This is a genomic window from Thauera carbonicopians (genome assembly GCF_025699485.1).
Lineage (GTDB): Bacteria > Pseudomonadota > Gammaproteobacteria > Burkholderiales > Rhodocyclaceae > Thauera.
In genome coordinates this window covers 217046-241400 of sequence record NZ_JANUXN010000004.1, presented here as the reverse complement: position 1 = coordinate 241400, position 24355 = coordinate 217046, and the positions used below count along the sequence as shown (strand labels likewise).

Below are 24355 nucleotides of genomic sequence, written 5' to 3'. Positions count from 1 at the left end.
CCCTGCTCCCGCTTTCAGAACGGGATGTCGTCGTCGAAATCGCCGAAGCCGGACGAGGACGCCGCCGGCGCCTGCGACTGCGGGCGCGGCGCAGCCGCCGGTGCCGGACGCGATGCCGGCGCCGGCGCGTCGTAGCCGCTGTCCGGCGCGCGCATCGGCGCGTCGCCGCCTTCGCGCCGGCCGAGCATCTTCATCTCGTCGCCGCGGATTTCGGTGGTGTAGCGGTCCTGGCCGTTCTGGTCCTGCCACTTGCGCGTCTGCAGGCGGCCTTCGACGTAGATCTGGCTGCCCTTGCGCAGGTACTGGGCAGCGACTTCGGCGACGCGGCCGAAGAACACCACGCGGTGCCATTCGGTGGCCTCGCGGCGTTCGCCGCTGGTCCGGTCCTTCCAGACTTCGGTGGTCGCCACCGTCAGGTTGCAGATCGCGTCGCCGCTGGGCGCGTAGCGCGTCTCAGGATCGCGGCCGAGATTGCCGATCAGAATCACTTTGTTCAGGGATGCCATCCCGTTCTCCTTTCAAATGAATGCCGTGCGGTGGTTCATGCCCTTTCGGGCGCCGGCACCGCACGTACCGGAGGTGGGGTCATGCTCGATGCCAGCAGCAGCCAGAGAAGCGCCAGCGCGCCACAGACCAGACTGACCGCGCCGGCCCCGAAACGTTGCCCGAGCCAGCCGCCGAGCAGCCCCCCCAGGAACAGGCCGACCGACTGCAGCGTGTTGTAGACACCCAGCGCCGTCCCCTTCGAATGTGCGGGCGCGATGCGCGAAATCCAGGACGGCTGCGTCGCTTCCAGCACGTTGAAGGAAACGAAGAACAGGGTCAGCAGCAGCGCCAGCGGCAGCAAGCCGTCGCCGAACAGCCACAGGCCGAACTGCACCAGCGCCAGCAGGCAGATCGCGGCGTTGAACACCGGCTTCATCAGGTTGCGCCGTTCGGCGACGATCACGGCAGGCACCATGACGACGAAGGACAGCAGCACCGCGGGCAGATAAACCTTCCAGTGCTCGGGCATCGGCAGCCCTGCGGCGACCAGTCCCACCGGCACCATGACCCACATCGTGGTCTGGATCAGGTGCAGCGCAAAGACGCCGAAGTTCAAGCGCATCAGCTGGCCGTCGCGCAGCACGTCGATGAAGCGGCCGCCGTTGGCACGCGGCACCGGCGGCGCGGCCGGCACCACCCACAGCACGACGGCGATCGCCGCACAGGCCAGCGCCGCGGTCAGCCAGAAGATGCCGCTCATGCCGATCGCCGCATACAGCAGCGGCGCCGCCACCATCGACAAGGCGAACACCAGCCCGATCGACGAGCCGATCATGGCCATGACCTTGGTCCGGTGCTGGTCACGCGTCAGGTCGGCCGCCAGCGCGGTGACCGCCGCCGAGATCGCCCCGGCACCCTGCAGCACGCGGCCGGCGATGATCATGTGGATGTCGGCCGCGAGCGCCGCGACCGCGCTGCCGACGACGAACAGCAACAGGCCGAAGACGATCACCGGCTTGCGGCCGAAGCGATCGGAGGCCGCGCCATAGGCGATCTGCAGGCAGGCCTGGGTCAAGCCGTAGGCGCCGATCGCCAGGCCGACCAGGGTCAGGTCGTCGCCGCCCGGAATGCCTTCGGCGTAGACCGCGAACACCGGCAGGATCAGGAACAGACCCAGCATGCGCAGCGCAAAGATCGCCGCCAGGCTCATGCCAGCCCGGCGTTCGGCGGAAGTCATCGGATCGTGCGGCGGAGCGGACATGCGGGAAGATGGGCTTCGATAAAGCGGTCAATTCTAGCATCGCGCCACCCCGGCATCGCGCACTGCAGCTTCTCCCGGCCGTTCCGGATTGGCTCGCACCTGCGTTCTCTCTTATAGTTTCGGGTTCCCTACCGCCAGCCGTGCAGCCATGGACGAAATCCGCATCCGCGGTGCCAGGACCCATAACCTGAAGAACATCAACATCGATCTGCCGCGCAACCGGCTGACGGTGATCACCGGGCTGTCGGGTTCGGGCAAGTCCTCGCTGGCTTTCGACACGCTGTACGCCGAAGGCCAGCGCCGCTACGTCGAGTCGCTGTCGGCCTATGCCCGCCAGTTCCTGCAGTTGATGGAAAAACCCGACGTGGACCTGATCGAAGGCCTGTCGCCGGCGATCTCGATCGAGCAGAAGGCCACCAGCCACAACCCGCGCTCGACGGTCGGCACCGTCACCGAGATCCACGACTACCTGCGCCTGCTGTACGCCCGCGCCGGCACGCCCCACTGCCCCGACCATCCCGAGCACGCGCTGGAGGCGCAGAGCGTGGCGCAGATGGTAGACCACGTGCTGGCGCTGCCCGCCGAGACGCGGCTGATGATCCTGGCTCCCGTCGTTGCCGGCAGGAAGGGCGAGCAGGCCGACCTGTTCGCCGACCTGCGCGCCCAGGGTTTCGTCCGCGTCCGCGTCGACGGCGAGGTGATGGAGCTGGACGCGATGCCGCCACTGGAAAAGGGCCGGCGGCACAATGTCGAAGTGGTCATCGACCGCCTCAGGGTCCGCGAGGACCTGCGCGACCGGCTGGCGGAGTCCTTCGAGACCGCGCTGACCCATGCCGACGGCCGCGCGATCGCGGTCGAGATGGACGGCGGCCGGGAACACCTGTTCTCCGCTCGCTTCGCCTGCCCGGTGTGCAGCTTCGCGCTGGCCGAACTCGAACCCCGGCTGTTTTCCTTCAACAATCCGGCCGGCGCCTGCCCGAAATGCGACGGCCTGGGCCAGGTCGAGTTCTTCGACCCGGCGCGCGTGGTCGCCCACCCGGAACTGTCGCTGGCCGCCGGCGCGATCCGCGGCTGGGACAGGCGCAACCAGTTCTACTTCCAGATGCTGACGAGCCTCGCCGGCCATTACGGCTTCGACGTCGAGGCCGCTTACGAAACGCTGCCGGCCAAGGTGCGCGAGATCGTGCTGCACGGCTCGGGCAAGGAAAAGATCGCTTTCCGCTACATGGCGGACAACGGCCGCACGGTGCTGAAGGAGCACCCTTTCGAAGGCATCATCCCCAACCTCGAACGGCGTTTCAGGGAAACCGACTCGATCGCCGTGCGCGAGGAGCTGACCAAGTACCGCGCCACCCAGCCCTGCCCGAGCTGCAAGGGCAGCCGGCTGCGCAGCGAAGCGCGCCACGTGCTGATCGGCGGGCAGGCGCTGCATGAGATCGGCCACCTGCCGCTGGGCGAATGCCGCGACTTCTTCGCCGGCCTCAAGCTCGAGGGCGCACGCGGACAGGTCGCCGACAAGATCGTCAAGGAGATCGCCGACCGCCTGAGCTTCCTGATCAACGTCGGCCTCGACTACCTGTCGCTGGACCGCTCGGCCGACACCTTGTCCGGCGGCGAGGCCCAGCGCATCCGCCTGGCGAGCCAGATCGGCTCGGGCCTGACCGGTGTGCTCTACGTGCTCGACGAACCTTCGATCGGCCTGCACCAGCGCGACAACGACCGCCTGCTGGCCACGCTCGGCCAGTTGCGCGACCTCGGCAACACGGTGATCGTCGTCGAGCACGACGAGGACGCGATCCGCCATGCCGACTACCTGGTGGACATGGGCCCCGGCGCCGGCGAGCACGGCGGCCGCATCGTCGCCCACGGCACGCCGGCCGAAGTCATCGCCGACCCGGCGTCGGTGACCGGCGACTACCTGTCGGGCCGGCGCTCGATCGCCGTCCCCTCCCGCCGCACGTTACCCGACGAAACGCGCATGCTGCGCATCGTCGGCGCCCGCGGCAACAACCTGAAGAACGTGGACGTCGCCCTGCCGCTCGGCCTGCTGACCTGCGTCACCGGCCTTTCCGGTTCGGGCAAATCCACCCTGATCAACGACACCCTCGCTGCCGCGGCCAGCCGCCACCTCTACAAGTCGGCCACCGAACCCGCGCCGCATGACGCGATCGAGGGTCTGGAAGCCTTCGACAAGGTCATCAACGTCGATCAGTCGCCGATCGGGCGCACGCCGCGCTCGAACCCCGCGACCTACACCGGCATGCTGACGCCGATCCGCGAACTCTTCGCCGGCGTCCCCGAGGCGCGCGCACGCGGTTATGGTCCGGGCCGCTTCTCGTTCAACGTCCGCGGCGGACGTTGTGAGGCCTGCCAGGGCGACGGCCTGGTCAAGGTCGAGATGCACTTCCTGCCCGACATGTACGTGCCTTGCGACATCTGCCACGGCAAGCGCTACAACCGCGAGACGCTGGAAATCCGCTACAAGGGCCGCAGCATCCAGGAAGTGCTGGAAATGACGGTCGAACAGGCGCTGGCCTTCTTCGCCCCGGTGCCGGCCGTCGCGCGCAAGCTCGAGACGCTGATGGACGTCGGCCTGGGCTACATCCGCCTGGGCCAGAGCGCGACGACGCTGTCCGGCGGCGAGGCCCAGCGGGTGAAACTGGCCCTGGAACTGTCGAAGCGGGATACCGGCCGCACCCTGTACATCCTCGACGAACCGACGACCGGCCTCCATTTCCAGGACATCGAGCTGCTGCTGAAAGTGCTGCACCGCCTGCGCGACCAGGGCAACACGATCGTGATCATCGAGCACAACCTCGACGTCATCAAGACTGCCGACTGGATCGTCGATATGGGCCCCGAAGGCGGCGCCGGCGGCGGCATGGTGGTGGCCTGCGGCAGCCCGGAAACCGTCGCGGCGAACCCCGCCAGCCACACCGGGCGCTACCTGCAGAAGGTACTCGCCGCAACGGCACGCTGAAACGATCCGCGGGAAGCGGCTTCAGCCAGGGGCGCCCAGCCGCGAAAGGGTGCGACAGCGCCTTTTCTCGGCGAGGCAGGCCTGTGGCCTGCATTCGCGGCTCAGCACCCCCCGGCTGAAGCCACTCCTACGGAAAACTGCGCTACCGCAGCCTCCCGCCTCAGCTCCGATAACCCTTCGGGTTGCTGCACTGCCAGCGCCAGGCATCTTCACACATCGCCGCGAGATCACGCTCGGCTCGCCAGCCCAGCACCTCCGCCGCGCGGTTTGGATCAGCCCAGCAGGCGGCGACGTCGCCGGGGCGCCGATCGACGATGTCGAATGGCACTTCACGCCCCGAAGCCTGCTCGAAAGCCCGCACCATCTCCAGCACGCTGTAGCCGCGCCCGGTGCCGAGGTTCAGCGTCGTCACCCCGAGCAGCGCCTCGATGCGCTCCAGCGCCTTCAGGTGGCCGAGCGCCAGATCGACGACGTGGATGTAGTCGCGCACACCGGTGCCGTCCGGTGTCGGATAGTCGTTGCCGAAGACCCTGAGGCGCTGGAGGCGGCCGACAGCCACCTGGCTGACGTAAGGCATCAGGTTATTGGGCAGGCCGTCCGGATCCTCGCCGATGCGGCCGCTCGCATGCGCCCCCACCGGATTGAAGTAGCGCAGCAGCACGATGTTCCAGCGCGGATCGGACACCGCGAGATCCCGCAGGATCTGCTCGCCCATCAGCTTGGTCCAGCCGTAGGGATTGGTCGCCGTGGTCGGAAAACCCTCGTCGATCGGCACGCTGGCCGGATCGCCGTAGACGGTTGCCGACGAACTGAACACGATCCGCCGGCACGTCGCGGCATCCATCGCCTGCAGCAGGCGCATCAGGCCGAGCAGATTGTTATCGTAGTAGGCCAGCGGCTGCTCGACGGATTCGCCGACCGCCTTCTTGGCGGCGAAATGGATGACGGCCTCCACCGGATGGGTGCGAAACACCGTCTCGAGCAGCGCGGCATCCCGCACATCGCCCTGGATGAAGGCGCGAAGCGGGCGCCCCGCGAGCTCCTCGATCCGGCGCACCGCTTCGGGAGAAGCATTCGACAGATCATCCAGGACGACGACATCGCGCCCCGCGGACAGCAATTCGACGCAGGTATGCGAGCCGATGTAGCCGGCCCCGCCAGTCACCAGGGTCACGCTCATGAATCGGTTCCTCCAGGTAGCGGAGATGGACGAAAAAAAACCGGGCAGAGCCCGGCTTTTTTCGCTGAAGCCAGCCCGATCAGGCTGCCTCGTCGACTTCGACGGCTTCGCCCTCGGGACGGTCGAGCAGCTCGACGAAAGCCATCGGCGCATTGTCGCCGTCACGGAAGCCGCACTTCAGGATGCGCAGATAGCCACCGTTGCGGGTAGCGTAGCGCGGACCCAGCTCATCGAACAGCTTGACGACCATCTCGCGGTCGCGCAGGCGGTTGAAAGCCAGACGGCGGTTGGACAGGTTGGGCTTCTTGCCCAGCGTGATCATCGGCTCGACGACGCGGCGCAGTTCCTTCGCCTTCGGCAGGGTCGTCTTGATCACTTCGTGGCGCAGCAGCGAGTTGGCCATGTTGCGGAACATCGCCTGGCGGTGGCTGCTGGTACGATTCAACTTGCGAAGACCATTGCGGTGACGCATTTCAATTCCTCACTTGCCCGGCGTCTCAACCGAGCTTTTCAAGCCCGGCCGGCGGCCAGTTTTCCAGTTTCATGCCAAGGGTCAGGCCGCGGGAGGCCAACACTTCCTTGATTTCGTTCAGCGACTTGCGGCCCAGGTTCGGGGTCTTCAGCAGCTCGGTTTCGGTCCGCTGGATCAGGTCGCCGATGTAGTAGATGTTCTCTGCCTTCAGGCAGTTGGCCGAGCGCACGGTCAACTCGAGATCATCGACCGGGCGCAGCAGCACCGGATCGATCGTCATCTGTTTCTCGATCGGCGCCGACACCGGCGTCCCTTCGAGTTCGGCGAACACCGACAGCTGGTCCATCAGCACGCGGGCGGCGTAGCGGATGGCCTGCTCGGGATCGACCGCGCCGTTGGTCTCGATATCGACCACCAGACGGTCCAGGTCGGTACGCTGCTCGACGCGGGCGCTCTCGACCAGGTAGCTGACGCGACGCACCGGCCCGAACGAAGCGTCCAGCACGATACGGCCGATCGTCTTGCTCTCGGCGTTGACCGGACGAACGTTGCCGGGCACGTAGCCACGGCCTTCCTCGACCTTGATCTGCATGTCGAGCTTGCCGCCCGGCGCGATGTGGGCGATGACGTGATCGGGATTGATGATCTCGACGTCGTGACCGACTTCGATGTCACCCGCCCGCACCACGCCTTCACCCGACTTCGTCAGGCGGAGCATGGCCTCGCTGCGGTTGTGCAGCTTGAACACGACGCCTTTCAGGTTCAGCAGAAGGTCGACCATGTCCTCGCGCACGCCGTCGAGCGTGGAGTACTCGTGGAGCACGCCTTCGATCGACACTTCGGTCGCTGCGTGACCGGGCAGCGACGACAGGAGGATGCGCCGCAGCGCATTCCCCAGCGTATGGCCGAAGCCACGCTCGAACGGCTCCATCGTCACGCGCGCCTGAACCGGCGAGCTGCTCTGGACGTCGATGATGCGCGGTTTCAGCAGTGCATTGCTTTGCATCAGCATTCCCTCGGAACTAGAAGAGGATCAGCCTCCCGATCAACGGGAGTACAGTTCCACCACCAGGCCTTCGTTGATCGTGGGGGGAAGTTCGGCGCGCGCCGGGTAGGCCTTGAAGACGCCCTTGCCAGCCTTGGCATCCACTTCCAGCCACTCGGGGAAGCCACGCGACGAGGCGGCTTCCAGCGCGGCCTTGACGCGGAGGTGGGCGCGAGCGCGTTCGCTCAGCTCGACCACGTCGCCCGGACGCACGACATACGACGGAATATTGACGCGCTTGCCATTGACCAGCACGCCATTGTGGCGGACGACCTGGCGAGCTTCGGCGCGCGAACCGCCGAAGCCCATGCGGTAGGCGACGGAGTCCAGACGGCCTTCGAGCAGTTGCAGCAGGTTCTCACCGGTCTGGCCACGGCGGCGATCCGCCTCGGCGTAGACCTTGCGGAACTGGCGTTCGAGCACGCCGTACAGGCGGCGGATCTTCTGCTTTTCGCGCAGCTGCACGCCATAGCCCGACAGACGCTGGCCCGAGCGCTGGCCGTGCTGGCCAGGCGCATAGGCGCGGCGCTCGATGGCGCACTTGTCGGTGAAACACTTTTCAGCCTTCAGGAACAGCTTTTCGCCTTCGCGACGGCACTGACGGCACTTGGGATCGAGATTACGAGCCACTTATCAACTCCTTGTCAGATACGGCGCTTTTTCGGCGGACGGCAGCCGTTGTGCGGGATGGGGGTGATGTCCGTGATGCTGGAAATCTTGATCCCCAGCGCGTTCAGCGCACGCACGGAAGATTCGCGGCCAGGACCGGGGCCCTTGATGCGCACTTCCAGGTTCTTGATGCCGCACTCCTGCGCCACCTTGCCGGCAGCCTCGGCAGCCACCTGGGCTGCGAACGGCGTGCTCTTGCGCGAGCCCTTGAAGCCGGCGCCGCCGGAGGTCGCCCACGACAGCGCATTGCCCTGACGGTCGGTGATGGTGATGATCGTATTGTTGAAGCTCGCGTGAATGTGGGCGATGCCTTCGGCCACATTCTTCTTGATCTTCTTACGAACCTTCGTTCCAGTCTTAGCCATTATCGGTTCCTATTACTTCTTGCCGGCGATCGCCTTGCGGGGACCTTTGCGGGTACGCGCATTTGTACGGGTACGCTGACCCCGCAGCGGCAGGCCGCGACGATGGCGGACGCCGCGATAGCAGCCCAGGTCCATCAGTCGCTTGATGTTCATCGTCACTTCGCGGCGCAGATCGCCTTCGACGACGAACCTGCCCACTTCGTCGCGCAGCTTTTCCATGTCCGACTCGGTCAGATCCTTGATCTTGACCGAGCGCACGATGCCCGCGGCGTCGCAGATTTTCTGAGCACGCGTACGGCCGATCCCAAAGATTGCGGTCAACGCGATCTCGGCGTGCTTGTGATTGGGAATGTTTACCCCAGCAATACGGGCCATCCGTCTACCCCAAAACGCTAAACATTAAATTTTAATAGCTAGAGTTGACTTAATCAACCCTGGCGCTGCTTATGCCGCGGATCGGTGCAGATGACGCGCACGACACCCTTGCGGCGGATGATCTTGCAGTTGCGGCAAAGCCGCTTGACTGACGCCTGGACTCGCATGTTCTTGCTCCTGTTTCTCTATTCTCACTTGGTCCGGAAGACGATCCGGCCCTTTGTCAGGTCGTAAGGGGTGAGCTGCACCGTCACCTTGTCACCAGGAAGGATGCGGATGTAGTGCATCCGCATTTTTCCGGAGATGTGGCCGAGAACCATGTGGCCGTTCTCGAGCCTGACACGAAACGTTGCATTGGGCAGGTTTTCCGTGACCTCGCCCTGCATCTCGATGACATCTTCCTTCGCCATGTTACCTGGTCGGGAAACCCGCCCCTTTGAAGTTCGCCTTCTTCAGCAGACTCTCGTACTGGTGCGACATCACCGCCGCCTGAACCTGCGCCATGAAATCCATCGTGACGACCACGATGATCAGCAGCGAAGTGCCGCCAAAGTAGAACGGGACGTTCCACTTCAGGATCAGGAACTCGGGCAGCAGGCAGACCAGGGTGATATACACCGCGCCAGCCAGCGTCAGCCGCATGAGAATCTTGTCGATGTAACGCGCGGTCTGATCGCCCGGCCGGATACCCGGAACGAATGCACCGCTCTTCTTCAGGTTGTCTGCCGTCTCCCGCGCATTGAACACCAGCGCGGTATAGAAGAAGCAGAAGAACACGATCGCCAGCGCATACAGCATCACGTAGATCGGCTGGCCGGGAGACAGCGTGGAGGCGATGTCACGCAGCCAGTACATCCCTTCCGACGAACCGAACCACTGCCCCAGCGTCGCCGGGAACAGGATGATGCTCGAGGCGAAGATCGGCGGAATCACCCCCGACATGTTCAGCTTCAGCGGCAGATGGGAACTTTGCCCGCCGTAGATCTTGTTGCCGACCTGGCGTTTGGCGTAGTTCACCAGGATCTTGCGCTGGCCACGCTCGACGAACACCACGAAACCCGTCACCAGCACCACCAGCACGCAGATGAACAGCGCCGTGAAGGGGTGCATCGAACCCGTGCGCACCAGCTCGAACAGTCCGCCGATGGCACTCGGGAGGCCCGCGACGATACCGGCGAAGATGATGATCGAGATGCCGTTGCCGATCCCGCGCTCGGTGATCTGCTCACCCAGCCACATCAGGAACATCGTCCCGGTGACCAGCGTGGCGACGGTCACGAAGCGGAAGGTCAGGCCCGGATCGAGCACCAGCCCGGGCTGGCCTTCGAGTGCGATCGCCATGCCCAGCGACTGGGCGAAGGCGAGCACGAGGGTGCCGTAGCGCGTGTACTGCGTGATCTTCCTGCGCCCTGCTTCGCCTTCCTTCTTCAGCGCCTCGAGACTCGGCACCGCCACGGTCATCAACTGCATGATGATCGAGGCCGAAATGTAGGGCATGATGCCCAGGGCGAAGATGGTGAAGCGCGACAGCGCCCCACCGGAGAACAGGTTGAAAACCCCGAGGATGCCGCCGGCCTGAGACTGGAACAGTTCGGCCAGTTGATCCGGATCGATGCCGGGGACGGGAATATGAGCGCCCAAGCGATAGACGATCAGCGCGCCCAGCAGGAACAGCAGGCGACGCTTGAGGTCGCCGAACCGTCCCGGATTGCCCAGCGTGGCGGAAGGATTGGCCACAGCTCGTCCCTTTATTACTCAGCCGACACCGAGCCGCCGGCAGCTTCGATCGCCGCCTTGGCACCTTTGGTCGCGCCGACGCCACGCAGTACGACCTTGCGGTCGATCGCGCCGGACAGCACCACCTTGGCCGACAGCGCATCGCCCGGCACCACGCCAGCCTGCTTCAGCGTCAGCAGATCGATTTCCTCGACCGGCACGGCCGCCAGTTCGGACAGGCGCACTTCGACGTTGCGGGCACGCGTCAGCGACACGAAACCGCGCTTCGGCAGACGACGCTGCAGGGGCATCTGACCGCCCTCGAAACCCGTCTTGTGGAAACCGCCTGCACGCGACTTCTGGCCCTTGTGGCCGCGGCCGCAGGTCTTGCCCAGGCCACTGCCGATGCCCCGGCCGACGCGCTTGGCGGCCGACTTGGAGCCGGCACCCGGCTTGATGTTATTCAGGCGCATATCAACCCTCACGCTTGAGCAGGTAGGACACCTTGTTGATCATGCCGCGCACTTCGGGCGTATCCGCCAGCTCGACCGTGTGGTTGAGACGGCGCAGGCCCAGACCGCGAACGGTGGCGCGGTGCGACTGCTTGGTGCCGATCACGCTCTTGACGAGCGTCACCTTGATTTTCTTGTCCGACATCGCTTACCCCAGGATCTCTTCGACGGTCTTGCCGCGCTTGGCCGCAATTTCCGCCGGGGTGTTGATCGCCATCAGGCCGTTGATGGTGGCACGCACGACGTTGTAAGGATTGGCCGAGCCAATGCACTTGCAGATCACGTCGGTGACGCCCATCACTTCGAACACGGCGCGCATCGGGCCGCCGGCGATGATGCCGGTACCGGCCGGCGCGGGCTGCATCAGCACCGAGGCGGCGCCATGCTTGCCGATCACCGTGTGCTGCAGGGTGCCGTTCTTCAGCGAGACCTTGCGCAACTTGCGACGCGCTTCGTCCATCGCCTTCTGCACCGCCACCGGCACTTCGCGCGACTTGCCCTTGCCCATGCCGATCGCGCCGTCGCCGTCGCCGACCACGGTCAGTGCGGCAAAACCGAGAATCCGGCCGCCCTTGACGACCTTGGTCACGCGATTGATCGCGACCATCTTCTCCCGCAGGCCGTCATCGCGCTCGTCGGAGGCTTGCGCACGTTTGGTTTGCTGCTTAGCCATTCGATTCCTCGCTTAGAACTTGAGGCCGCCTTCGCGGGCAGCCTCGGCCAGCGCCTTGACGCGGCCGTGATACAGGAAGCCCGAGCGGTCGAACGCGACCTGCTCGATGCCGGCGGCCTTCGCACGCTCGGCGATCAGCTTGCCGACGAGTTCCGCGGCAGCCTTGTTGCCGCCGTTCGGCGCCTGGGCGCGGACATCGGCTTCGACCGTCGACGCTGCGGCGAGCACCTTGGAGCCGCAGCCCGAGATGACCTGGGCGTAGATGTGGCAGTTGGACCGGAACACCGCGAGGCGAACCGCCTTGAGCTCCGCGAGTTTGGCGCGAGTTTTGCGCGCACGGCGAAGACGAGTTTCTTTCTTGTTCATGACGAACCGCCTTACTTCTTCTTGGTTTCCTTGAGAACCACCACTTCATCCGCGTAGCGGACGCCCTTGCCCTTGTAGGGTTCGGGAGCGCGGTAAGCTCTCACCTCGGCCGCAACCTGGCCAACCTTCTGCTTGTCGCTGCCCTTGATCAGGATCTCGGTCTGCGAAGGCGTTTCGACCTTCACGCCTTCCGGCATCTGGTGCACCACCGGATGCGAGAAACCGAGCGACAGATTGAGCTTGTCGCCTTGAGCCTGGGCACGGTAGCCCACGCCGACCAGGGTCAGCTTGCGCTCGAAGCCCTTGGTCACGCCGGTTACCATGTTGTTCACCAGCGCACGGACGGTACCCGACATCGCGCGGGCATTTTCCACGCCTTCGCGGGCCTTGCAGACCAGTTCGTCGCCTTCGCGCTCGACGCTGACCTGGCCGGTCAGCGGCTGGCGCAGCGTACCCAGGGGGCCCTTGACGGCGATTTCGGCGTCGGAGATCACGACCTCGACACCCTTCGGAATCGCCACCGGATTCTTAGCTACACGAGACATTGCATCTCCCCCTTACGCGACCAGGCAGATGACTTCGCCGCCGACGCGATTTGCACGCGCGCTGCGGTCGGTCATCACGCCGCGCGGCGTGGACACGATCGCGACACCGAGACCGTTCATCACGCGCGGCAGCTCGTCGCTACCCTTGTAGATACGGAGACCGGGGCGGCTGACACGCTCGATGCGCTCGATCACCGGGCGGCCCGCGTAGTACTTCAGCGTCACGTCCAGGGTCGGCTTGCCGGTTTCGTCGTTGACGGCGAAACCGTCGATGTAACCTTCGTCCTGCAGCACTTTCGCGATCGCGACCTTCAGCTTCGACGACGGCATCGACACGGATGCCTTCTGAGCCTGCTGGCCGTTGCGGATGCGCGTCAGCATGTCGGCGATGGGATCGGACATACTCATCTTCGAATTCTCCTTACCAGCTCGCCTTGGTCATGCCAGGCACTTCGCCGCGGAAAGCGATCTCGCGCAGCTTGTTGCGGCACAGACCGAACTTGCGGAACACACCGCGCGGACGACCGGTCAGCGCGCAACGATTGCGCTGACGCGTCGGGTTGGCATTGCGCGGCAGCTGCTGCAGCGCAAGACGGGCCGCCATGCGTTCTTCTTCGGACAGCTTGCTGTCCTGGACCTGCGCAACCAGCGCGGCACGCTTGGCGGCAAACTTGGCCACCAGCTTCGCACGCTTGGCTTCGCGGTTGATCAGAGCGAGTTTCGCCATATCACCCTCAATTCTTGAACGGGAACTTGAACGCACCCAGAAGCGCACGCGCCTCTTCGTCCGTCTTCGCCGTCGTCGTGATGCTGATGTTCATCCCGCGCAGAGCATCGATCTTGTCGTACTCGATTTCCGGGAAAATGATCTGTTCCTTGACGCCGAGGTTGTAGTTGCCACGGCCGTCGAAGCCCTTGGCACCGATACCACGGAAGTCGCGAACGCGCGGCAGCGCGATCGTCACCAGGCGATCGAGGAATTCGAACATGCGCGGGCCGCGCAGCGTCACCATGCAGCCGATCGGATAGCCGTCGCGGATCTTGAAGCCGGCGATCGACTTGCGAGCCTTGGTCGCGACCGGCTTCTGGCCGGCGATCTTGGTCATGTCGCCGATGGCGTGTTCCAGAATCTTCTTGTCGCCAACGGCTTCACCGACACCCATGTTCAGGGTGATCTTGGTGATGCGCGGCACTTCCATCACGGACTTGTAGCCGAACTGCTTCTGCAGTGCCGGCGCGACTTCGTCCTTGTAAACCTGTTGCAAGCGAGCCATCGTCACTCCTTAGGCGTTCACCAGCTCGCCGTTCGACTTGAAGAAGCGGACCTTCTGGCCGTCTTCAAGCGTCTTGATCCCGACGCGATCACCCTTCTGGGTGGCGGGATTGAACAGCGCGACGTTCGAGACATGGATGGGCATTTCCTTTTCGACGATGCCACCCACTTCACCCTTCAGCGGATTCGGGCGCACGTGCTTCTTGACCCGATTCACACCTTCGACCACGACGCGCTCGTCATCGACGCGGCGCAGCACGGTGCCACGACGGCCGCGATCCTTGCCCGTCAGCACCACCACTTCGTCACCCTTGCGGATCTTGTTCATCTAGCGACTCCTCAGAGCACTTCAGGCGCCAGCGAGACGATCTTCATGAACCGCTCGGAGCGCAGCTCGCGCGTCACCGGCCCGAAGATACGGGTGCCGATCGGCTCGAGTTTGTTGTTCAGGAGGACGGCCGCGTTGTTGTCGAACTTGACCAGCGAGCCGTCAGGACGACGAACACCCTTGGCAGTGCGAACCACCACGGCGTTGTAGACGTCACCCTTCTTCACACGGCCACGCGGTGCAGCATCCTTCACGGTCACTTTGATGATGTCGCCGACGCCGGCATAGCGGCGCTTCGAACCACCCAGAACCTTGATGCACATCACCGAGCGTGCGCCGGTGTTGTCGGCCACGTCCAGTCTGGACTGCATTTGAATCATGAAAATATCTCCAACTTATCCCGCATTCGCGGACAGTCTTGGAACCCGTCAGGGTAGGATGCCCCGAGCGAGCCCCGGAGCAAAGAGGCAAAATTATAACAGCCTGACGCCGAAGCGCCAAGCTGTTTTTTCGTTTGCTACTTACTCACCACTCAGATGACGCGTGCCTTCTCGAGCACCTTGGCGACACGCCAAGTCTTGGTGCGCGAGATCGGGCGGCATTCCTCGATTTCGACCAGATCACCGGCCGCGGCCGCGCCGTCTTCGACGTGCGCGTGGTACTTGGCCGAACGCGTGATGATCTTGCCGTACAGCGGATGCTTGACCCGGCTTTCGACCAGGACCGTGACGGTCTTCTGCATCTTGTCGCTCACCACACGCCCAACCAGCGCGCGACGAACCTTTTGAACCTGTTCGCTCATTGCTGACCCGCCTTTTCGCGCAGGATGGTGCGGACGCGCGCGATGTCGCGACGAACCTTCCCGATCTGACTCGTGTTACCCAACTGCTGCGTCGCGTGCTGCATGCGCAGCGAGAACTGCGCCTTCAGCAGTTCGACCAGCTCCGTGTTCAACTCATCAGCGCTCTTGGCGCGGAGTTCACTCGCCTTCATGCTCAAGCTCCCACCATGCGAGTCACGAAGACCGTCTCGATCGGAAGCTTGGCGGCTGCGAGCCGGAATGCTTCACGGGCGAGCGCTTCGTCCACGCCGTCCATCTCATACAGCACCTTGCCGGGCTGGATTTCCGCAACCCAGTACTCCGGGTTGCCCTTGCCGTTACCCATACGCACTTCGGCGGGCTTACGCGAAATCGGCTTGTCCGGGAAGATGCGGATCCAGATACGACCACCCCGCTTGATGTGGCGGGTCATCGCACGACGCGCCGATTCGATCTGGCGCGCGGTCAGGCGACCGCGACCGACCGCCTTCAGCCCGAACTCGCCGAAGGACACCTTCGCACCACGGGTAGCGATACCGGTGTTGCGGCCCTTCTGCTCCTTGCGATATTTCCTTCTAGTCGGCTGCAGCATCATTCACCCCTGCTTTCTTCTTGCCGGCCTTCGCCACGACGGGCGGGACGGCGACCCGGACGGCCTTCACCGTCACGCGGAGCGCCACGGCGGCCACGGCGGTTGTCGGCTTCAGGCTCGGCAGCGACCGGCTGCTCGTTGCGGCCAAGCATCTCGCCCTTGAACACCCAGACCTTGATGCCGATGATGCCGTAGGTCGTCTTCGCTTCCGAGACGCCGTAGTCGATGTTGGCACGCAGGGTGTGCAGCGGCACACGGCCTTCGCGGTACCACTCGGTACGGGCGATTTCGGCGCCGTTCAGGCGGCCCGAGCTCATGATCTTGATGCCCTGGGCGCCGAGGCGCATGGCGTTCTGCATCGCGCGCTTCATCGCACGGCGGAACATGATGCGCTTCTCGAGCTGCTGCGCGATCGAGTCGGCGATCAGCTTGGCATCGACTTCGGGCTTGCGCACTTCCTCGATGTTGACGTGGACCGGCACGCCGACGATCTTCTGCAGATCGCGCTTCAGCGCTTCGATGTCCTCGCCCTTCTTGCCGATCACGACACCCGGGCGGGCGCTGTACAGCGTCACGCGGGCGTTCTTGGCCGGACGCTCGATGACCACGCGGCCGACCGAGGCGTGCGCCAGGCGCTTCTTCAGGTACTCGCGCACCTTCAGGTCTTCGTGCAGCATACCGGCATAATCACGGCTGGAAGCGAACCAGCGCGAACCCCAGTCACGCGTGACGGCGAGACGGAAGCCAGTGGGATTGATTTTCTGACCCATGTTTACTCCTTACTCGCCGACGGTCACGTAGACGTGGCAGGTGGGCTTGAGGATGCGGTTGCCGCGACCCTTCGCACGCGCGGTGAAGCGCTTCAGCGTCATGCCTTCTTCCACGTGAATGGTCTTGACCTTCAGCGCGTCGATATCGGCGCCATCGTTGTGCTCGGCGTTGGCAATGGCCGACTCGACCACCTTGCGGATAATCTTGGCGCCGCGCTTCGGCGAGAACGCCAGGATGTTCAGCGCCTGCTCGACGGACTTGCCGCGAACCAGGTCGGCGACCAGGCGGCCCTTCTGGGCCGACAGCCGAACGCCACGGAGAATTGCTTTGGTTTCCATGTCGTCCCTCTTAGCGCTTGGCCTTCTTGCTGGCAGCGTGACCCTTGAAGGTACGCGTCAGCGCGAATTCACCCAGCTTGTGGCCGACCATGTTCTCGGTCACGAACACCGGGATGTGCTGCTTGCCGTTATGCACGGCAATCGTCAGACCGATGAAATCGGGCAGAACCGTGGAACGGCGCGACCAGGTCTTGATCGGGCGCTTGTCGTTGCTCGTCCGTGCCGCGTCGACCTTCTTCAGCAGGTGCGCGTCGATGAACGGGCCTTTTTTGATAGAACGTGCCATCTTTTACCCCTTAACGCTTGTGACGACGCTGCACGATCATGTTGTCGGTGCGCTTGTTGCTACGGGTGCGATAACCCTTGGCAGGCGTACCCCACGGGCTGACCGGCTCGCGAGCCTCGCCGGTGCGGCCTTCGCCACCACCGTGCGGGTGATCGACCGGGTTCATCGCCACGCCGCGGACGGTCGGGCGGATGCCGCGCCAGCGGTTGGCACCGGCCTTGCCGATCTTGCGCAGACCGTGTTCGCCGTTACCGACTTCACCGATCGTTGCACGGCACTCGACGTGCACGCGGCGGATTTCACCGGAACGCAGACGCAACTGGGCATAGCTGCCCTCGCGCGCCAGCAGCTGCACCGAGGTACCCGCGGCACGGGCGATCTGCGCACCCTTGCCCGGCATCATTTCGATGCAGTGGATCGTCGAACCGACCGGAATGTTGCGGATCGGCAGCGCGTTGCCCGGACGGATCGGCGCTTCGACGCCGCTCAGCAGTTGCTGGCCGACTTCGACGCCACGCGGCGCGATGATGTAGCGGCGCTCGCCATCGGCGTAGCACAGCAGCGCGATGTTCGCCGAACGGTTCGGGTCGTACTCGATGCGCTCGACCTTCGCCGGGATGCCGTCCTTGTTGCGACGGAAATCGACGATGCGGTAGTGCTGCTTGTGACCGCCGCCCTGGTGGCGGATGGTGATGCGACCGCTGTTGTTGCGGCCGGCATTCTTGCTCTGCTTCTCGACCAGCGAGGCGAGCGGACGACCCTTGTACAGGTCGGGATTGACCACCTTGACCTGGGCACGACGACCGGCCGAGGTCGGCTTGAGTTTTACGATTGCCATGATCTATTACTCCCCGGCCGCGAAGTTGATTTCCTGGCCGGGCTTCAGGCAGACGAAAGCCTTCTTCCAGTCCTTGCGGCGCCCCATGGTCTTGCCGAAACGCTTGGCCTTGCCCTTGACGTTCAGCACCTGAACGGACTTGACCTCGACCTTGAACAGCGACTCGACAGCCGCCTTCACTTCGGGCTTGGTGGCGTCGGATGCGACCTTGAACACCACTTGCTCATTCTTGTCGGCGACGAAAGTCGCCTTTTCGGAGATCTGCGGGGCGAGCAGCACCTGCAGCAGACGTTCCTGACTGATCGCGCTCATTGCCACGCTTCCTCCATCTTCGCCAGCGCACCCTTGGTGACCAGCACCTTCGGGAAACGCACCAGCGACACCGGATCCGCTTCGCTGACCGACAGCACCAGCACCTGGTGCAGGTTGCGCGAAGACAGGAACAGGTTCTCGTCGATTTCGTCGGTGATGACCAGGACGGAGTCCAGGCCCATGCCCTTCAGCTTCTGAGACAGCAGACGGGTCTTCGGCGCCTCGACGCTGAAGCTGTCGACCACCGCCAGGCGATCTTCACGCGCCAGTTGCGACAGGATCGCAGCCACACCCGCGCGATACATCTTGCGGTTGACCTTCTGGCTGAAGTTTTCGTCCGGCGTATTCGGGAAGACCTTGCCGCCTCCGCGCCACAGCGGGCTCGAAGCCATACCGGCGCGGGCATTGCCCGTACCTTTCTGGCGGAAGGGTTTGCGGGTCGACTTGGCGACCTCGGAGCGGCCCTTCTGCTTGCGATTACCCGAACGCGCATTGGCGAGATAGGCCGTCACGACCTGGTGCACCAGCGCTTCGTTGTAATCACGGCCAAACAGCACATCCGACGCCTGCAGCGTCGACGCGGCCTGACCCTGATCATTCAAGAGTTTCAGTTCCATTCCGCGCTCCTCAAGCCTTGACCGCCGGGCAGACGACGACGTCGCCACCCTTCGAACCGGGCACAGCACCCTTCACCAGCAGCAACTGGCGCTCGGCGTCGACACGAACGATCTCCAGACCCTGGGTCGTGCGCTGGACGTTGCCGTACTGACCGGCCATGCGCTTGCCCGGAAACACGCGACCCGGATCCTGCGCCATACCGATCGAACCGGGCGAGCGGTGCGAAATGGAGTTACCGTGGGAAGCACGGTTGGACGAGAAGTTGTGGCGCTTGATCGGGCCCTGGAAGCCCTTACCGATCGTCACACCGGTCACGTCGACCTTCTGCCCGACCTGGAACAGGTCGGCGCTGATCACGTCGCCGGCATTGAAGCCTGCGAGCTGGTCTTCGGCGACGCGGAATTCCTTCATGCCACGGCAGGGCTCGACGCCCGCCTTGGCCAGGTGGCCTGCCACCGGCTTGGTGATCCGGCTGGCGCGACGCTTGCCATAAGCGACCTGAACCGCGGCATAACCGTCGGTTTCAGAGGTCTTGATCTGGGACACACGATTATCCGACACGTCAAGCACCGTCACCGGGATGGACCTGCCATCCTCGGCGAAAATGCGAGTCATGCCGACCTTGCGTCCAACAAGGCCTAGACTCATTTTTTTCTCCTGAATCCCGGTTGCGATTGACCGGGGGTCACAATTAATGCGCCAAAAGGCACAAAGGCCGGATTATACCGGCCTGTTCCAAACTTTCGCAAGCAGGGATTGCTTACTGCAGCTTGATCTCGACATCCACACCTGCCGGAAGGTCCAGCTTCATCAGCGCGTCGACCGTCTTGTCGGTCGGATCGATGATGTCCATCAGGCGCTGATGCGTACGGATTTCCATCTGGTCGCGCGAAGCCTTGTTGACGTGCGGCGAACGCAGCAGGTCGAAACGCTCGATGCGGGTCGGCAGCGGTACGGGGCCACGAACGACGGCGCCGGTGCGCTTGGCGGTATCGACGATCTCGAGCGCCGACTGGTCGATCAGGCGATAGTCGAATGCCTTCAGACGGATGCGGATTTTCTGGTTCTGCATGGTATTTCCTAAAGAGCGAAAAGAGCGTTGGGCGGAATCAGGGGATTCCGCCCGCAACGAGTATTACTCGATGACCTTGGCGACGACGCCGGCGCCGACGGTGCGGCCGCCTTCACGGATCGCGAAGCGCAGACCTTCTTCCATCGCGATCGGCGCGATCAGCTTCACCGTGATCGACACGTTGTCGCCCGGCATCACCATCTCGGTGCCTTCCGGCAGCTCGATCGAGCCGGTCACGTCCGTCGTACGGAAATAGAACTGCGGACGGTAGTTGTTGAAGAACGGCGTGTGACGACCACCCTCTTCCTTCGACAGCACGTAGATCTCACCCGTGAAGTGCGTGTGCGGCGTGATCGAACCCGGCTTGCACAGCACCTGGCCACGCTCGACGTCTTCACGCTTGGTGCCGCGCAGCAGCACGCCCACGTTGTCGCCCGCTTGACCTTGATCCAGCAGCTTGCGGAACATTTCCACGCCGGTGCAGGTGGTCTTGACCGTCGGCTTGATGCCGACGATTTCGATTTCCTCGCCGACCTTGACGACACCGCGCTCGACACGGCCGGTCACCACGGTACCGCGGCCCGAGATCGAGAACACGTCTTCGATCGGCAGCAGGAACGGACGGTCGATCGCGCGCTCCGGCGTCGGGATGTAGCTGTCCAGCGCGTCGGCCAGGCGGAAGATCGCCGGTTCGCCGATGTCCGACTGGTCGCCTTCGAGCGCCTTCAGCGCCGAACCCTTGATGATCGGGATGTCGTCGCCCGGGAAGTCGTACTTCGACAGCAGCTCGCGCACTTCCATCTCGACCAGCTCGAGCAGCTCTTCGTCGTCGACCATGTCGCACTTGTTCAGGAACACGACGATGTAGGGCACGCCCACCTGGCGGGCCAGCAGGATGTGCTCGCGGGTCTGCGGCATCGGGCCGTCGGCGGCCGAGCACACCAGGATCGCGCCGTCCATCTGCGCGGCACCCGTGATCATGTTCTTGACGTAGTCGGCGTGGCCCGGGCAGTCGACGTGAGCGTAGTGGCGCGTCGCGGTTTCGTACTCGACGTGCGCGGTGTTGATCGTGATCCCGCGTGCCTTCTCTTCCGGCGCGCTGTCGATCGACGCATAGTCCTTCGCTTCACCGCCGAACTTCTTCGTCAGCACCGTCGTGATCGCGGCCGTCAGCGTCGTCTTGCCGTGGTCAACGTGACCAATCGTGCCAACGTTGACGTGCGGCTTGGTACGTTCGAACTTACCCTTTGCCATGTCTGTGAGTCCTCTGGTTTGTCGTTACTGTGAATCTGTGAATGATTACTTGCGGCTGCTGATGACGGCTTCGGCAACGCTCTTCGGAGCTTCGGCGTAGTGCTTGAACTCCATCGAGTAGGTCGCGCGACCCTGGGTCAGCGAGCGCAGCTGGGTAGCGTAGCCGAACATTTCGGCCAGCGGCACCTCGGCCTTGATTTCCTTCATGCCGCCCGGGATGTCGTCCATGCCCTGGACGATGCCACGGCGGCCCGACAGGTCGCCCATGACGTTGCCCATGTAGTCTTCCGGGGTCTCGACCACGACCGCCATCATCGGCTCGAGCAGCACCGGGCTGGCGCGGCGCATGGCTTCCTTGAAGGCCATCGAACCGGCCATCTTGAACGCATTTTCGTTCGAGTCCACATCGTGGTACGAACCGAAGTGCAGCGTGACCTTGACATCGACCACCGGGAAGCCGGCGAGGATACCGTTGTTGAGGGTTTCCTGGATGCCCTTGTCGACCGCCGGGATGTACTCGCGCGGCACCACGCCGCCCTTGACCGCATCGACGAACTCGTAGCCCTTGCCCTGTTCGGCCGGCTCGAGGTTGATGACGACGTGACCGTACTGGCCGCGGCCGCCGGACTGCTTGACGAACTTGCCTTCGACGTCGTTGGCAGCCTTGCGGATGGTTTCGCGGTAGGCGACCTGCGGTGCGCCGACGTTGGCTTCGACGTTGAATTCGCGCTTCATGCGGTCGACGATGATCTCGAGGTGCAGCTCACCCATGCCCGAGATGATGGTCTGGCCCGACTCCTCGTCGGTACGCACGCGGAAGGACGGATCTTCGGCAGCCAAGCGGCTGAGGGCCAGGCCCATCTTTTCCTGATCGCCCTTGGTCTTCGGCTCGACGGCGACGTGGATCACCGGATCCGGGAAGACCATGCGCTCGAGGATCACCGGCGCGGAAACGTCGCACAGCGTCTCGCCGGTGGTGACGTCCTTCAGGCCGACCACGGCGGCGATGTCGCCCGCCAGCACTTCCTTGATTTCCTCGCGGTCGTTGGCGTGCATCTGCAGCAGGCGGCCGATGCGCTCCTTCTTGTTCTTGACCGAGTTCAGCACGGTCGAACCCGACTCCAGCACGCCCGAATAGACGCGGATGAAGGTCAGCTGGCCGACGAAGGGGTCGGTCATCAACTTGAAGGCCAGCGCCGAGAACTTCTCGTCGTCCCGGGCATGGCGCACGACTTCCTTCTCGTCGTCATCGACGCCGGCGACCGGCGGAATGTCGACCGGCGACGGCAGGTACTGGATCACGGCGTCGAGCATGCGCTGCACGCCCTTGTTCTTGAACGCGGTGCCGCACAGCATCGGCTGGATCTCGCAGGCCAGGGTACGGGCGCGCAGACCGGCGATGACCTCTTCCTCGGAAAGCTCGCCTTCCTCGAGGTACTTGTTCATCAGCTCTTCGGACGCTTCAGCCGCCGCCTCGACCATGTTGGCGCGCCATTCTTCGGCCACGCCGACGATGTCGGCCGGGATTTCGCCGTACTCGAACTTCATGCCCTGGGAAGCTTCGTCCCAGATGATCGCCTTCATCTTCAGCAGATCGACGACACCCTTGAAGGTATCTTCCGCACCGATCGGCACGACGACCGGCACCGGATTCGCCTTCAGGCGGGTCTTCATCTGGTCGACGACCTTGAAGAAGTTGGCGCCGGAGCGGTCCATCTTGTTCACGAAGGCCAGACGCGGCACCTTGTACTTGGTCGCCTGGCGCCACACGGTTTCCGACTGGGGCTGAACGCCACCCACCGCGCAGTAGACCATGCAGGCGCCGTCCAGCACGCGCATCGAGCGCTCGACTTCGATGGTGAAGTCGACGTGTCCCGGGGTATCGATGATGTTGAAGCGGTGCTCGGGATAGGACTGATCCATACCCTTCCAGAAGCAGGTCACGGCCGCCGAGGTGATCGTGATGCCGCGCTCCTGTTCCTGCGCCATCCAGTCGGTAGTCGCCGCGCCGTCATGCACCTCGCCGAGCTTGTGGCTCACGCCGGTGTAGAAGAGGATGCGCTCGGTCGTAGTCGTCTTGCCGGCGTCGATGTGAGCGGAGATACCGATATTGCGGTAGCGCTCGATGGGAGTCTTGCGAGCCACGTTTTACCTGCCTTCTGTTATGCGCGCACTGGTCGCGATCAACGAATTTCTTGCGTTAGAAAACAATCGAGCCCTGTACAGGGCCCGAGATACCGCTACTGACGAGGATCAGAAGCGGAAGTGCGAGAATGCCTTGTTGGCTTCGGCCATGCGGTGTACTTCTTCGCGCTTCTTCATGGCGGCGCCACGGCCTTCGGCGGCCTCGAGCAGTTCGCCGGCGAGGCGCTGGGCCATCGACTTCTCGGCACGCTTGCGCGCGGCTTCGCGCAGCCAGCGCATCGACAGCGCCATGCGGCGCGACGGACGCACTTCGACCGGAACCTGGTAGTTGGCACCACCGACGCGGCGGCTCTTGACCTCGACCACCGGCTTGACGTTGCCGACCGCCGCCGAGAACACTTCCAGCGGATCCTTGCCGGCCTTGGCAGTGATGTGATTGAACGCGCCATAGACGATGCGCTCGGCAACGGACTTCTTGCCCGACTGCATGATCACGTTGATGAACTTCGAAACGTCCTGGCTACCGAACTTCGGGTCCGGCAGGACATCGCGCTTGGGTACTTCACGACGACGCGGCATGACAACCTCTCGCTAAATTTCTTGGGCCAACAATCAGGCTTTCTTCGGACGCTTCGCGCCGTACTTGGAACGCGACTGCTTGCGATCCTTGACGCCCTGCAAGTCGAGGGAGCCGCGAACGATGTGGTAGCGCACACCGGGCAAGTCCTTCACACGGCCGCCACGGATCAGCACGACGGAGTGCTCCTGCAGGTTGTGGCCTTCACCACCGATGTACGAGATGACCTCGAAACCGTTGGTCAGGCGAACCTTGGCGACCTTACGCAGCGCCGAGTTCGGCTTCTTCGGGGTCGTGGTATAGACGCGGGTGCACACACCACGCTTCTGCGGGCAAGCTTCCAGGGCCGGAACCTTGCTCTTCGAAGCTTCCATCTGGCGCGGCTTGCGGACAAGCTGATTGATTGTTGGCATAGCTTAAGAATTTCCCAAAAAACCGAGGCAGCCCACCACGGGCCGCCTCGGGCGGATGATTCCGGCTGCGACC

General features: G+C 63.9%; 37 protein-coding genes. 1 reads left to right on the top strand and 36 read right to left on the bottom strand.

Going from position 1 to position 24355, the window contains the following annotated elements; translation table 11 throughout:
• Nucleotides 1–14: 14 nt before the first annotated feature.
• Nucleotides 15–506: a single-stranded DNA-binding protein gene (gene ssb / locus NX068_RS08505; RefSeq protein ID WP_263460834.1), complete on the bottom strand. Its 492-nt coding sequence runs from the start codon at nucleotides 504–506 to the stop codon at nucleotides 15–17.
• A gap of 35 nt (nucleotides 507–541) precedes the next feature.
• Nucleotides 542–1723: an MFS transporter gene (locus NX068_RS08500; RefSeq protein WP_263460833.1), complete on the bottom strand. Its 1182-nt coding sequence runs from the start codon at nucleotides 1721–1723 to the stop codon at nucleotides 542–544.
• Nucleotides 1724–1895: 172 nt separating this feature from the next.
• Between NX068_RS08500 and uvrA the strand changes: the two genes are divergently transcribed.
• Entirely contained in the window at nucleotides 1896–4727 is a 2832-nt protein-coding gene (uvrA, locus tag NX068_RS08495; RefSeq protein ID WP_263460832.1) for an excinuclease ABC subunit UvrA, read from the top strand.
• Between the two features lie 160 nt (nucleotides 4728–4887).
• Here uvrA and galE read toward each other — a convergent pair whose 3' ends face one another.
• The 34 genes from galE to rpsL all read right to left on the bottom strand — a co-directional run bounded on the left by galE (nucleotide 4888) and on the right by rpsL (nucleotide 24282).
• Nucleotides 4888–5907 carry a UDP-glucose 4-epimerase GalE gene (galE, locus tag NX068_RS08490; protein WP_263460831.1) on the bottom strand — a complete coding sequence of 340 codons (1020 nt, stop codon included), beginning with the start codon at nucleotides 5905–5907 and terminating at the stop codon, nucleotides 4888–4890.
• Nucleotides 5908–5986: 79 nt separating this feature from the next.
• A complete protein-coding gene (rplQ, locus tag NX068_RS08485; protein WP_068638413.1) occupies nucleotides 5987–6379 on the bottom strand; it encodes a 50S ribosomal protein L17 in 393 nt (130 codons plus the stop codon).
• A gap of 25 nt (nucleotides 6380–6404) precedes the next feature.
• Nucleotides 6405–7385 carry a DNA-directed RNA polymerase subunit alpha gene (locus NX068_RS08480; RefSeq protein WP_442806714.1) on the bottom strand — a complete coding sequence of 327 codons (981 nt, stop codon included), beginning with the start codon at nucleotides 7383–7385 and terminating at the stop codon, nucleotides 6405–6407.
• Between the two features lie 39 nt (nucleotides 7386–7424).
• The gene (gene rpsD, locus NX068_RS08475; protein WP_263460829.1) at nucleotides 7425–8054 is read right to left on the bottom strand and encodes a 30S ribosomal protein S4; all 630 of its coding nucleotides are present in this window, start codon (nucleotides 8052–8054) and stop codon (nucleotides 7425–7427) included.
• 14 nt (nucleotides 8055–8068) lie between these two features.
• A complete protein-coding gene (gene rpsK, locus NX068_RS08470; protein WP_068638411.1) occupies nucleotides 8069–8458 on the bottom strand; it encodes a 30S ribosomal protein S11 in 390 nt (129 codons plus the stop codon).
• A 12-nt stretch (nucleotides 8459–8470) separates the two neighbouring features.
• Entirely contained in the window at nucleotides 8471–8833 is a 363-nt protein-coding gene (gene rpsM / locus NX068_RS08465) for a 30S ribosomal protein S13 (RefSeq protein ID WP_263460828.1), read from the bottom strand.
• Nucleotides 8834–8886: 53 nt separating this feature from the next.
• Nucleotides 8887–9000: a 50S ribosomal protein L36 gene (gene rpmJ, locus NX068_RS08460; RefSeq protein ID WP_004258276.1), complete on the bottom strand. Its 114-nt coding sequence runs from the start codon at nucleotides 8998–9000 to the stop codon at nucleotides 8887–8889.
• A 24-nt stretch (nucleotides 9001–9024) separates the two neighbouring features.
• On the bottom strand, nucleotides 9025–9243 hold the full coding sequence (infA, locus tag NX068_RS08455; RefSeq protein WP_002931617.1) for a translation initiation factor IF-1: 219 nt from the start codon (nucleotides 9241–9243) through the stop codon (nucleotides 9025–9027).
• 1 nt (nucleotide 9244) lies between these two features.
• On the bottom strand, nucleotides 9245–10570 hold the full coding sequence (gene secY / locus NX068_RS08450) for a preprotein translocase subunit SecY (protein WP_068638409.1): 1326 nt from the start codon (nucleotides 10568–10570) through the stop codon (nucleotides 9245–9247).
• Nucleotides 10571–10584: 14 nt separating this feature from the next.
• Nucleotides 10585–11022, bottom strand: a complete 438-nt coding sequence (gene rplO, locus NX068_RS08445) for a 50S ribosomal protein L15 (RefSeq protein ID WP_068638408.1) — start codon at nucleotides 11020–11022, stop codon at nucleotides 10585–10587.
• A 1-nt stretch (nucleotide 11023) separates the two neighbouring features.
• Nucleotides 11024–11206: a 50S ribosomal protein L30 gene (gene rpmD, locus NX068_RS08440; protein ID WP_004332362.1), complete on the bottom strand. Its 183-nt coding sequence runs from the start codon at nucleotides 11204–11206 to the stop codon at nucleotides 11024–11026.
• A gap of 3 nt (nucleotides 11207–11209) precedes the next feature.
• On the bottom strand, nucleotides 11210–11734 hold the full coding sequence (gene rpsE, locus NX068_RS08435; RefSeq protein ID WP_004332363.1) for a 30S ribosomal protein S5: 525 nt from the start codon (nucleotides 11732–11734) through the stop codon (nucleotides 11210–11212).
• 12 nt (nucleotides 11735–11746) lie between these two features.
• Entirely contained in the window at nucleotides 11747–12100 is a 354-nt protein-coding gene (gene rplR, locus NX068_RS08430) for a 50S ribosomal protein L18 (protein ID WP_263460827.1), read from the bottom strand.
• Nucleotides 12101–12111: 11 nt separating this feature from the next.
• Entirely contained in the window at nucleotides 12112–12645 is a 534-nt protein-coding gene (gene rplF / locus NX068_RS08425) for a 50S ribosomal protein L6 (RefSeq protein WP_263460826.1), read from the bottom strand.
• A 12-nt stretch (nucleotides 12646–12657) separates the two neighbouring features.
• Complete coding sequence (gene rpsH / locus NX068_RS08420; RefSeq protein ID WP_263460825.1) at nucleotides 12658–13053, bottom strand: 30S ribosomal protein S8; 396 nt, start codon at nucleotides 13051–13053, stop codon at nucleotides 12658–12660.
• 13 nt (nucleotides 13054–13066) lie between these two features.
• Complete coding sequence (gene rpsN, locus NX068_RS08415) at nucleotides 13067–13372, bottom strand: 30S ribosomal protein S14 (RefSeq protein ID WP_263460824.1); 306 nt, start codon at nucleotides 13370–13372, stop codon at nucleotides 13067–13069.
• Between the two features lie 7 nt (nucleotides 13373–13379).
• The gene (gene rplE / locus NX068_RS08410; RefSeq protein ID WP_004258233.1) at nucleotides 13380–13919 is read right to left on the bottom strand and encodes a 50S ribosomal protein L5; all 540 of its coding nucleotides are present in this window, start codon (nucleotides 13917–13919) and stop codon (nucleotides 13380–13382) included.
• Nucleotides 13920–13928: 9 nt separating this feature from the next.
• The gene (gene rplX, locus NX068_RS08405) at nucleotides 13929–14246 is read right to left on the bottom strand and encodes a 50S ribosomal protein L24 (RefSeq protein ID WP_263460823.1); all 318 of its coding nucleotides are present in this window, start codon (nucleotides 14244–14246) and stop codon (nucleotides 13929–13931) included.
• Nucleotides 14247–14257: 11 nt separating this feature from the next.
• On the bottom strand, nucleotides 14258–14626 hold the full coding sequence (rplN, locus tag NX068_RS08400; protein ID WP_004332368.1) for a 50S ribosomal protein L14: 369 nt from the start codon (nucleotides 14624–14626) through the stop codon (nucleotides 14258–14260).
• 152 nt (nucleotides 14627–14778) lie between these two features.
• On the bottom strand, nucleotides 14779–15048 hold the full coding sequence (gene rpsQ, locus NX068_RS08395) for a 30S ribosomal protein S17 (RefSeq protein WP_068638399.1): 270 nt from the start codon (nucleotides 15046–15048) through the stop codon (nucleotides 14779–14781).
• Complete coding sequence (gene rpmC / locus NX068_RS08390) at nucleotides 15045–15239, bottom strand: 50S ribosomal protein L29 (RefSeq protein ID WP_068638397.1); 195 nt, start codon at nucleotides 15237–15239, stop codon at nucleotides 15045–15047. Before rpmC ends, rpsQ begins: the two co-directional genes overlap by 4 nt.
• A gap of 2 nt (nucleotides 15240–15241) precedes the next feature.
• Nucleotides 15242–15658, bottom strand: a complete 417-nt coding sequence (gene rplP, locus NX068_RS08385; protein ID WP_068638402.1) for a 50S ribosomal protein L16 — start codon at nucleotides 15656–15658, stop codon at nucleotides 15242–15244.
• Complete coding sequence (gene rpsC / locus NX068_RS08380; RefSeq protein ID WP_068638395.1) at nucleotides 15658–16428, bottom strand: 30S ribosomal protein S3; 771 nt, start codon at nucleotides 16426–16428, stop codon at nucleotides 15658–15660. Before rpsC ends, rplP begins: the two co-directional genes overlap by 1 nt.
• A 9-nt stretch (nucleotides 16429–16437) precedes the next feature.
• Nucleotides 16438–16767 carry a 50S ribosomal protein L22 gene (rplV, locus tag NX068_RS08375; protein WP_263460822.1) on the bottom strand — a complete coding sequence of 110 codons (330 nt, stop codon included), beginning with the start codon at nucleotides 16765–16767 and terminating at the stop codon, nucleotides 16438–16440.
• 10 nt (nucleotides 16768–16777) lie between these two features.
• Complete coding sequence (gene rpsS, locus NX068_RS08370; protein ID WP_002931587.1) at nucleotides 16778–17053, bottom strand: 30S ribosomal protein S19; 276 nt, start codon at nucleotides 17051–17053, stop codon at nucleotides 16778–16780.
• A 10-nt stretch (nucleotides 17054–17063) separates the two neighbouring features.
• A complete protein-coding gene (rplB, locus tag NX068_RS08365; RefSeq protein ID WP_263460821.1) occupies nucleotides 17064–17891 on the bottom strand; it encodes a 50S ribosomal protein L2 in 828 nt (275 codons plus the stop codon).
• A gap of 6 nt (nucleotides 17892–17897) precedes the next feature.
• Entirely contained in the window at nucleotides 17898–18203 is a 306-nt protein-coding gene (gene rplW, locus NX068_RS08360) for a 50S ribosomal protein L23 (RefSeq protein WP_263460820.1), read from the bottom strand.
• Nucleotides 18200–18820 carry a 50S ribosomal protein L4 gene (gene rplD, locus NX068_RS08355; RefSeq protein ID WP_263460819.1) on the bottom strand — a complete coding sequence of 207 codons (621 nt, stop codon included), beginning with the start codon at nucleotides 18818–18820 and terminating at the stop codon, nucleotides 18200–18202. The genes rplW and rplD overlap by 4 nt, the downstream gene beginning before the upstream one ends.
• A gap of 10 nt (nucleotides 18821–18830) precedes the next feature.
• Nucleotides 18831–19469 carry a 50S ribosomal protein L3 gene (gene rplC, locus NX068_RS08350; protein ID WP_263460818.1) on the bottom strand — a complete coding sequence of 213 codons (639 nt, stop codon included), beginning with the start codon at nucleotides 19467–19469 and terminating at the stop codon, nucleotides 18831–18833.
• A 112-nt stretch (nucleotides 19470–19581) separates the two neighbouring features.
• Nucleotides 19582–19893, bottom strand: coding sequence for a 30S ribosomal protein S10 (gene rpsJ / locus NX068_RS08345; RefSeq protein ID WP_002931577.1), 312 nt, complete (start codon nucleotides 19891–19893; stop codon nucleotides 19582–19584).
• A 63-nt stretch (nucleotides 19894–19956) separates the two neighbouring features.
• Nucleotides 19957–21147 (bottom strand): elongation factor Tu, encoded by a 1191-nt coding sequence (gene tuf / locus NX068_RS08340; protein ID WP_263460809.1) that lies wholly within the window; start codon nucleotides 21145–21147, stop codon nucleotides 19957–19959.
• A gap of 45 nt (nucleotides 21148–21192) precedes the next feature.
• Nucleotides 21193–23292, bottom strand: a complete 2100-nt coding sequence (gene fusA, locus NX068_RS08335; RefSeq protein WP_263460817.1) for an elongation factor G — start codon at nucleotides 23290–23292, stop codon at nucleotides 21193–21195.
• Nucleotides 23293–23400: 108 nt separating this feature from the next.
• The gene (gene rpsG / locus NX068_RS08330; RefSeq protein WP_263460816.1) at nucleotides 23401–23871 is read right to left on the bottom strand and encodes a 30S ribosomal protein S7; all 471 of its coding nucleotides are present in this window, start codon (nucleotides 23869–23871) and stop codon (nucleotides 23401–23403) included.
• Nucleotides 23872–23904: 33 nt separating this feature from the next.
• Nucleotides 23905–24282: a 30S ribosomal protein S12 gene (rpsL, locus tag NX068_RS08325; protein ID WP_004258162.1), complete on the bottom strand. Its 378-nt coding sequence runs from the start codon at nucleotides 24280–24282 to the stop codon at nucleotides 23905–23907.
• Nucleotides 24283–24355 lie beyond the last annotated feature (73 nt).

Coding starts and splice junctions, on each gene's coding strand:
- rpsE (WP_004332363.1), bottom strand. CDS start 11,734: ATGGCTAAGCAGCAAACCAAACGTGCGCAAGCCTCCGACGAGCGCGAT.
- galE (WP_263460831.1), bottom strand. CDS start 5,907: ATGAGCGTGACCCTGGTGACTGGCGGGGCCGGCTACATCGGCTCGCAT.
- rplV (WP_263460822.1), bottom strand. CDS start 16,767: ATGGAAACCAAAGCAATTCTCCGTGGCGTTCGGCTGTCGGCCCAGAAG.
- rpsS (WP_002931587.1), bottom strand. CDS start 17,053: ATGGCACGTTCTATCAAAAAAGGCCCGTTCATCGACGCGCACCTGCTG.
- rplC (WP_263460818.1), bottom strand. CDS start 19,469: ATGAGTCTAGGCCTTGTTGGACGCAAGGTCGGCATGACTCGCATTTTC.
- rpmD (WP_004332362.1), bottom strand. CDS start 11,206: ATGTCGGACAAGAAAATCAAGGTGACGCTCGTCAAGAGCGTGATCGGC.
- rpsL (WP_004258162.1), bottom strand. CDS start 24,282: ATGCCAACAATCAATCAGCTTGTCCGCAAGCCGCGCCAGATGGAAGCT.
- rpsH (WP_263460825.1), bottom strand. CDS start 13,053: ATGAGTATGTCCGATCCCATCGCCGACATGCTGACGCGCATCCGCAAC.
- infA (WP_002931617.1), bottom strand. CDS start 9,243: ATGGCGAAGGAAGATGTCATCGAGATGCAGGGCGAGGTCACGGAAAAC.
- ssb (WP_263460834.1), bottom strand. CDS start 506: ATGGCATCCCTGAACAAAGTGATTCTGATCGGCAATCTCGGCCGCGAT.
- rplD (WP_263460819.1), bottom strand. CDS start 18,820: ATGGAACTGAAACTCTTGAATGATCAGGGTCAGGCCGCGTCGACGCTG.
- rplN (WP_004332368.1), bottom strand. CDS start 14,626: ATGATTCAAATGCAGTCCAGACTGGACGTGGCCGACAACACCGGCGCA.
- rplF (WP_263460826.1), bottom strand. CDS start 12,645: ATGTCTCGTGTAGCTAAGAATCCGGTGGCGATTCCGAAGGGTGTCGAG.
- rpsJ (WP_002931577.1), bottom strand. CDS start 19,893: ATGCAGAACCAGAAAATCCGCATCCGTCTGAAGGCATTCGACTATCGC.
- rplB (WP_263460821.1), bottom strand. CDS start 17,891: ATGGCAATCGTAAAACTCAAGCCGACCTCGGCCGGTCGTCGTGCCCAG.
- rpsM (WP_263460828.1), bottom strand. CDS start 8,833: ATGGCCCGTATTGCTGGGGTAAACATTCCCAATCACAAGCACGCCGAG.
- NX068_RS08480 (WP_442806714.1), bottom strand. CDS start 7,385: ATGCAAAGCAATGCACTGCTGAAACCGCGCATCATCGACGTCCAGAGC.
- rpsN (WP_263460824.1), bottom strand. CDS start 13,372: ATGGCGAAACTCGCTCTGATCAACCGCGAAGCCAAGCGTGCGAAGCTG.
- rpsC (WP_068638395.1), bottom strand. CDS start 16,428: ATGGGTCAGAAAATCAATCCCACTGGCTTCCGTCTCGCCGTCACGCGT.
- rplW (WP_263460820.1), bottom strand. CDS start 18,203: ATGAGCGCGATCAGTCAGGAACGTCTGCTGCAGGTGCTGCTCGCCCCG.
- rplE (WP_004258233.1), bottom strand. CDS start 13,919: ATGGCTCGCTTGCAACAGGTTTACAAGGACGAAGTCGCGCCGGCACTG.
- rpsK (WP_068638411.1), bottom strand. CDS start 8,458: ATGGCTAAGACTGGAACGAAGGTTCGTAAGAAGATCAAGAAGAATGTG.
- rplX (WP_263460823.1), bottom strand. CDS start 14,246: ATGAACAAGATCCGCAAGGGTGACGAAGTGGTGGTGCTGACGGGCAAG.
- NX068_RS08500 (WP_263460833.1), bottom strand. CDS start 1,723: ATGACTTCCGCCGAACGCCGGGCTGGCATGAGCCTGGCGGCGATCTTT.
- rplQ (WP_068638413.1), bottom strand. CDS start 6,379: ATGCGTCACCGCAATGGTCTTCGCAAGTTGAATCGTACCAGCAGCCAC.
- rpsG (WP_263460816.1), bottom strand. CDS start 23,871: ATGCCGCGTCGTCGTGAAGTACCCAAGCGCGATGTCCTGCCGGACCCG.
- tuf (WP_263460809.1), bottom strand. CDS start 21,147: ATGGCAAAGGGTAAGTTCGAACGTACCAAGCCGCACGTCAACGTTGGC.
- rpmJ (WP_004258276.1), bottom strand. CDS start 9,000: ATGCGAGTCCAGGCGTCAGTCAAGCGGCTTTGCCGCAACTGCAAGATC.
- rplO (WP_068638408.1), bottom strand. CDS start 11,022: ATGCGCCTGAATAACATCAAGCCGGGTGCCGGCTCCAAGTCGGCCGCC.
- uvrA (WP_263460832.1), top strand. CDS start 1,896: ATGGACGAAATCCGCATCCGCGGTGCCAGGACCCATAACCTGAAGAAC.
- rpmC (WP_068638397.1), bottom strand. CDS start 15,239: ATGAAGGCGAGTGAACTCCGCGCCAAGAGCGCTGATGAGTTGAACACG.
- rplP (WP_068638402.1), bottom strand. CDS start 15,658: ATGCTGCAGCCGACTAGAAGGAAATATCGCAAGGAGCAGAAGGGCCGC.
- rpsQ (WP_068638399.1), bottom strand. CDS start 15,048: ATGAGCGAACAGGTTCAAAAGGTTCGTCGCGCGCTGGTTGGGCGTGTG.
- rplR (WP_263460827.1), bottom strand. CDS start 12,100: ATGAACAAGAAAGAAACTCGTCTTCGCCGTGCGCGCAAAACTCGCGCC.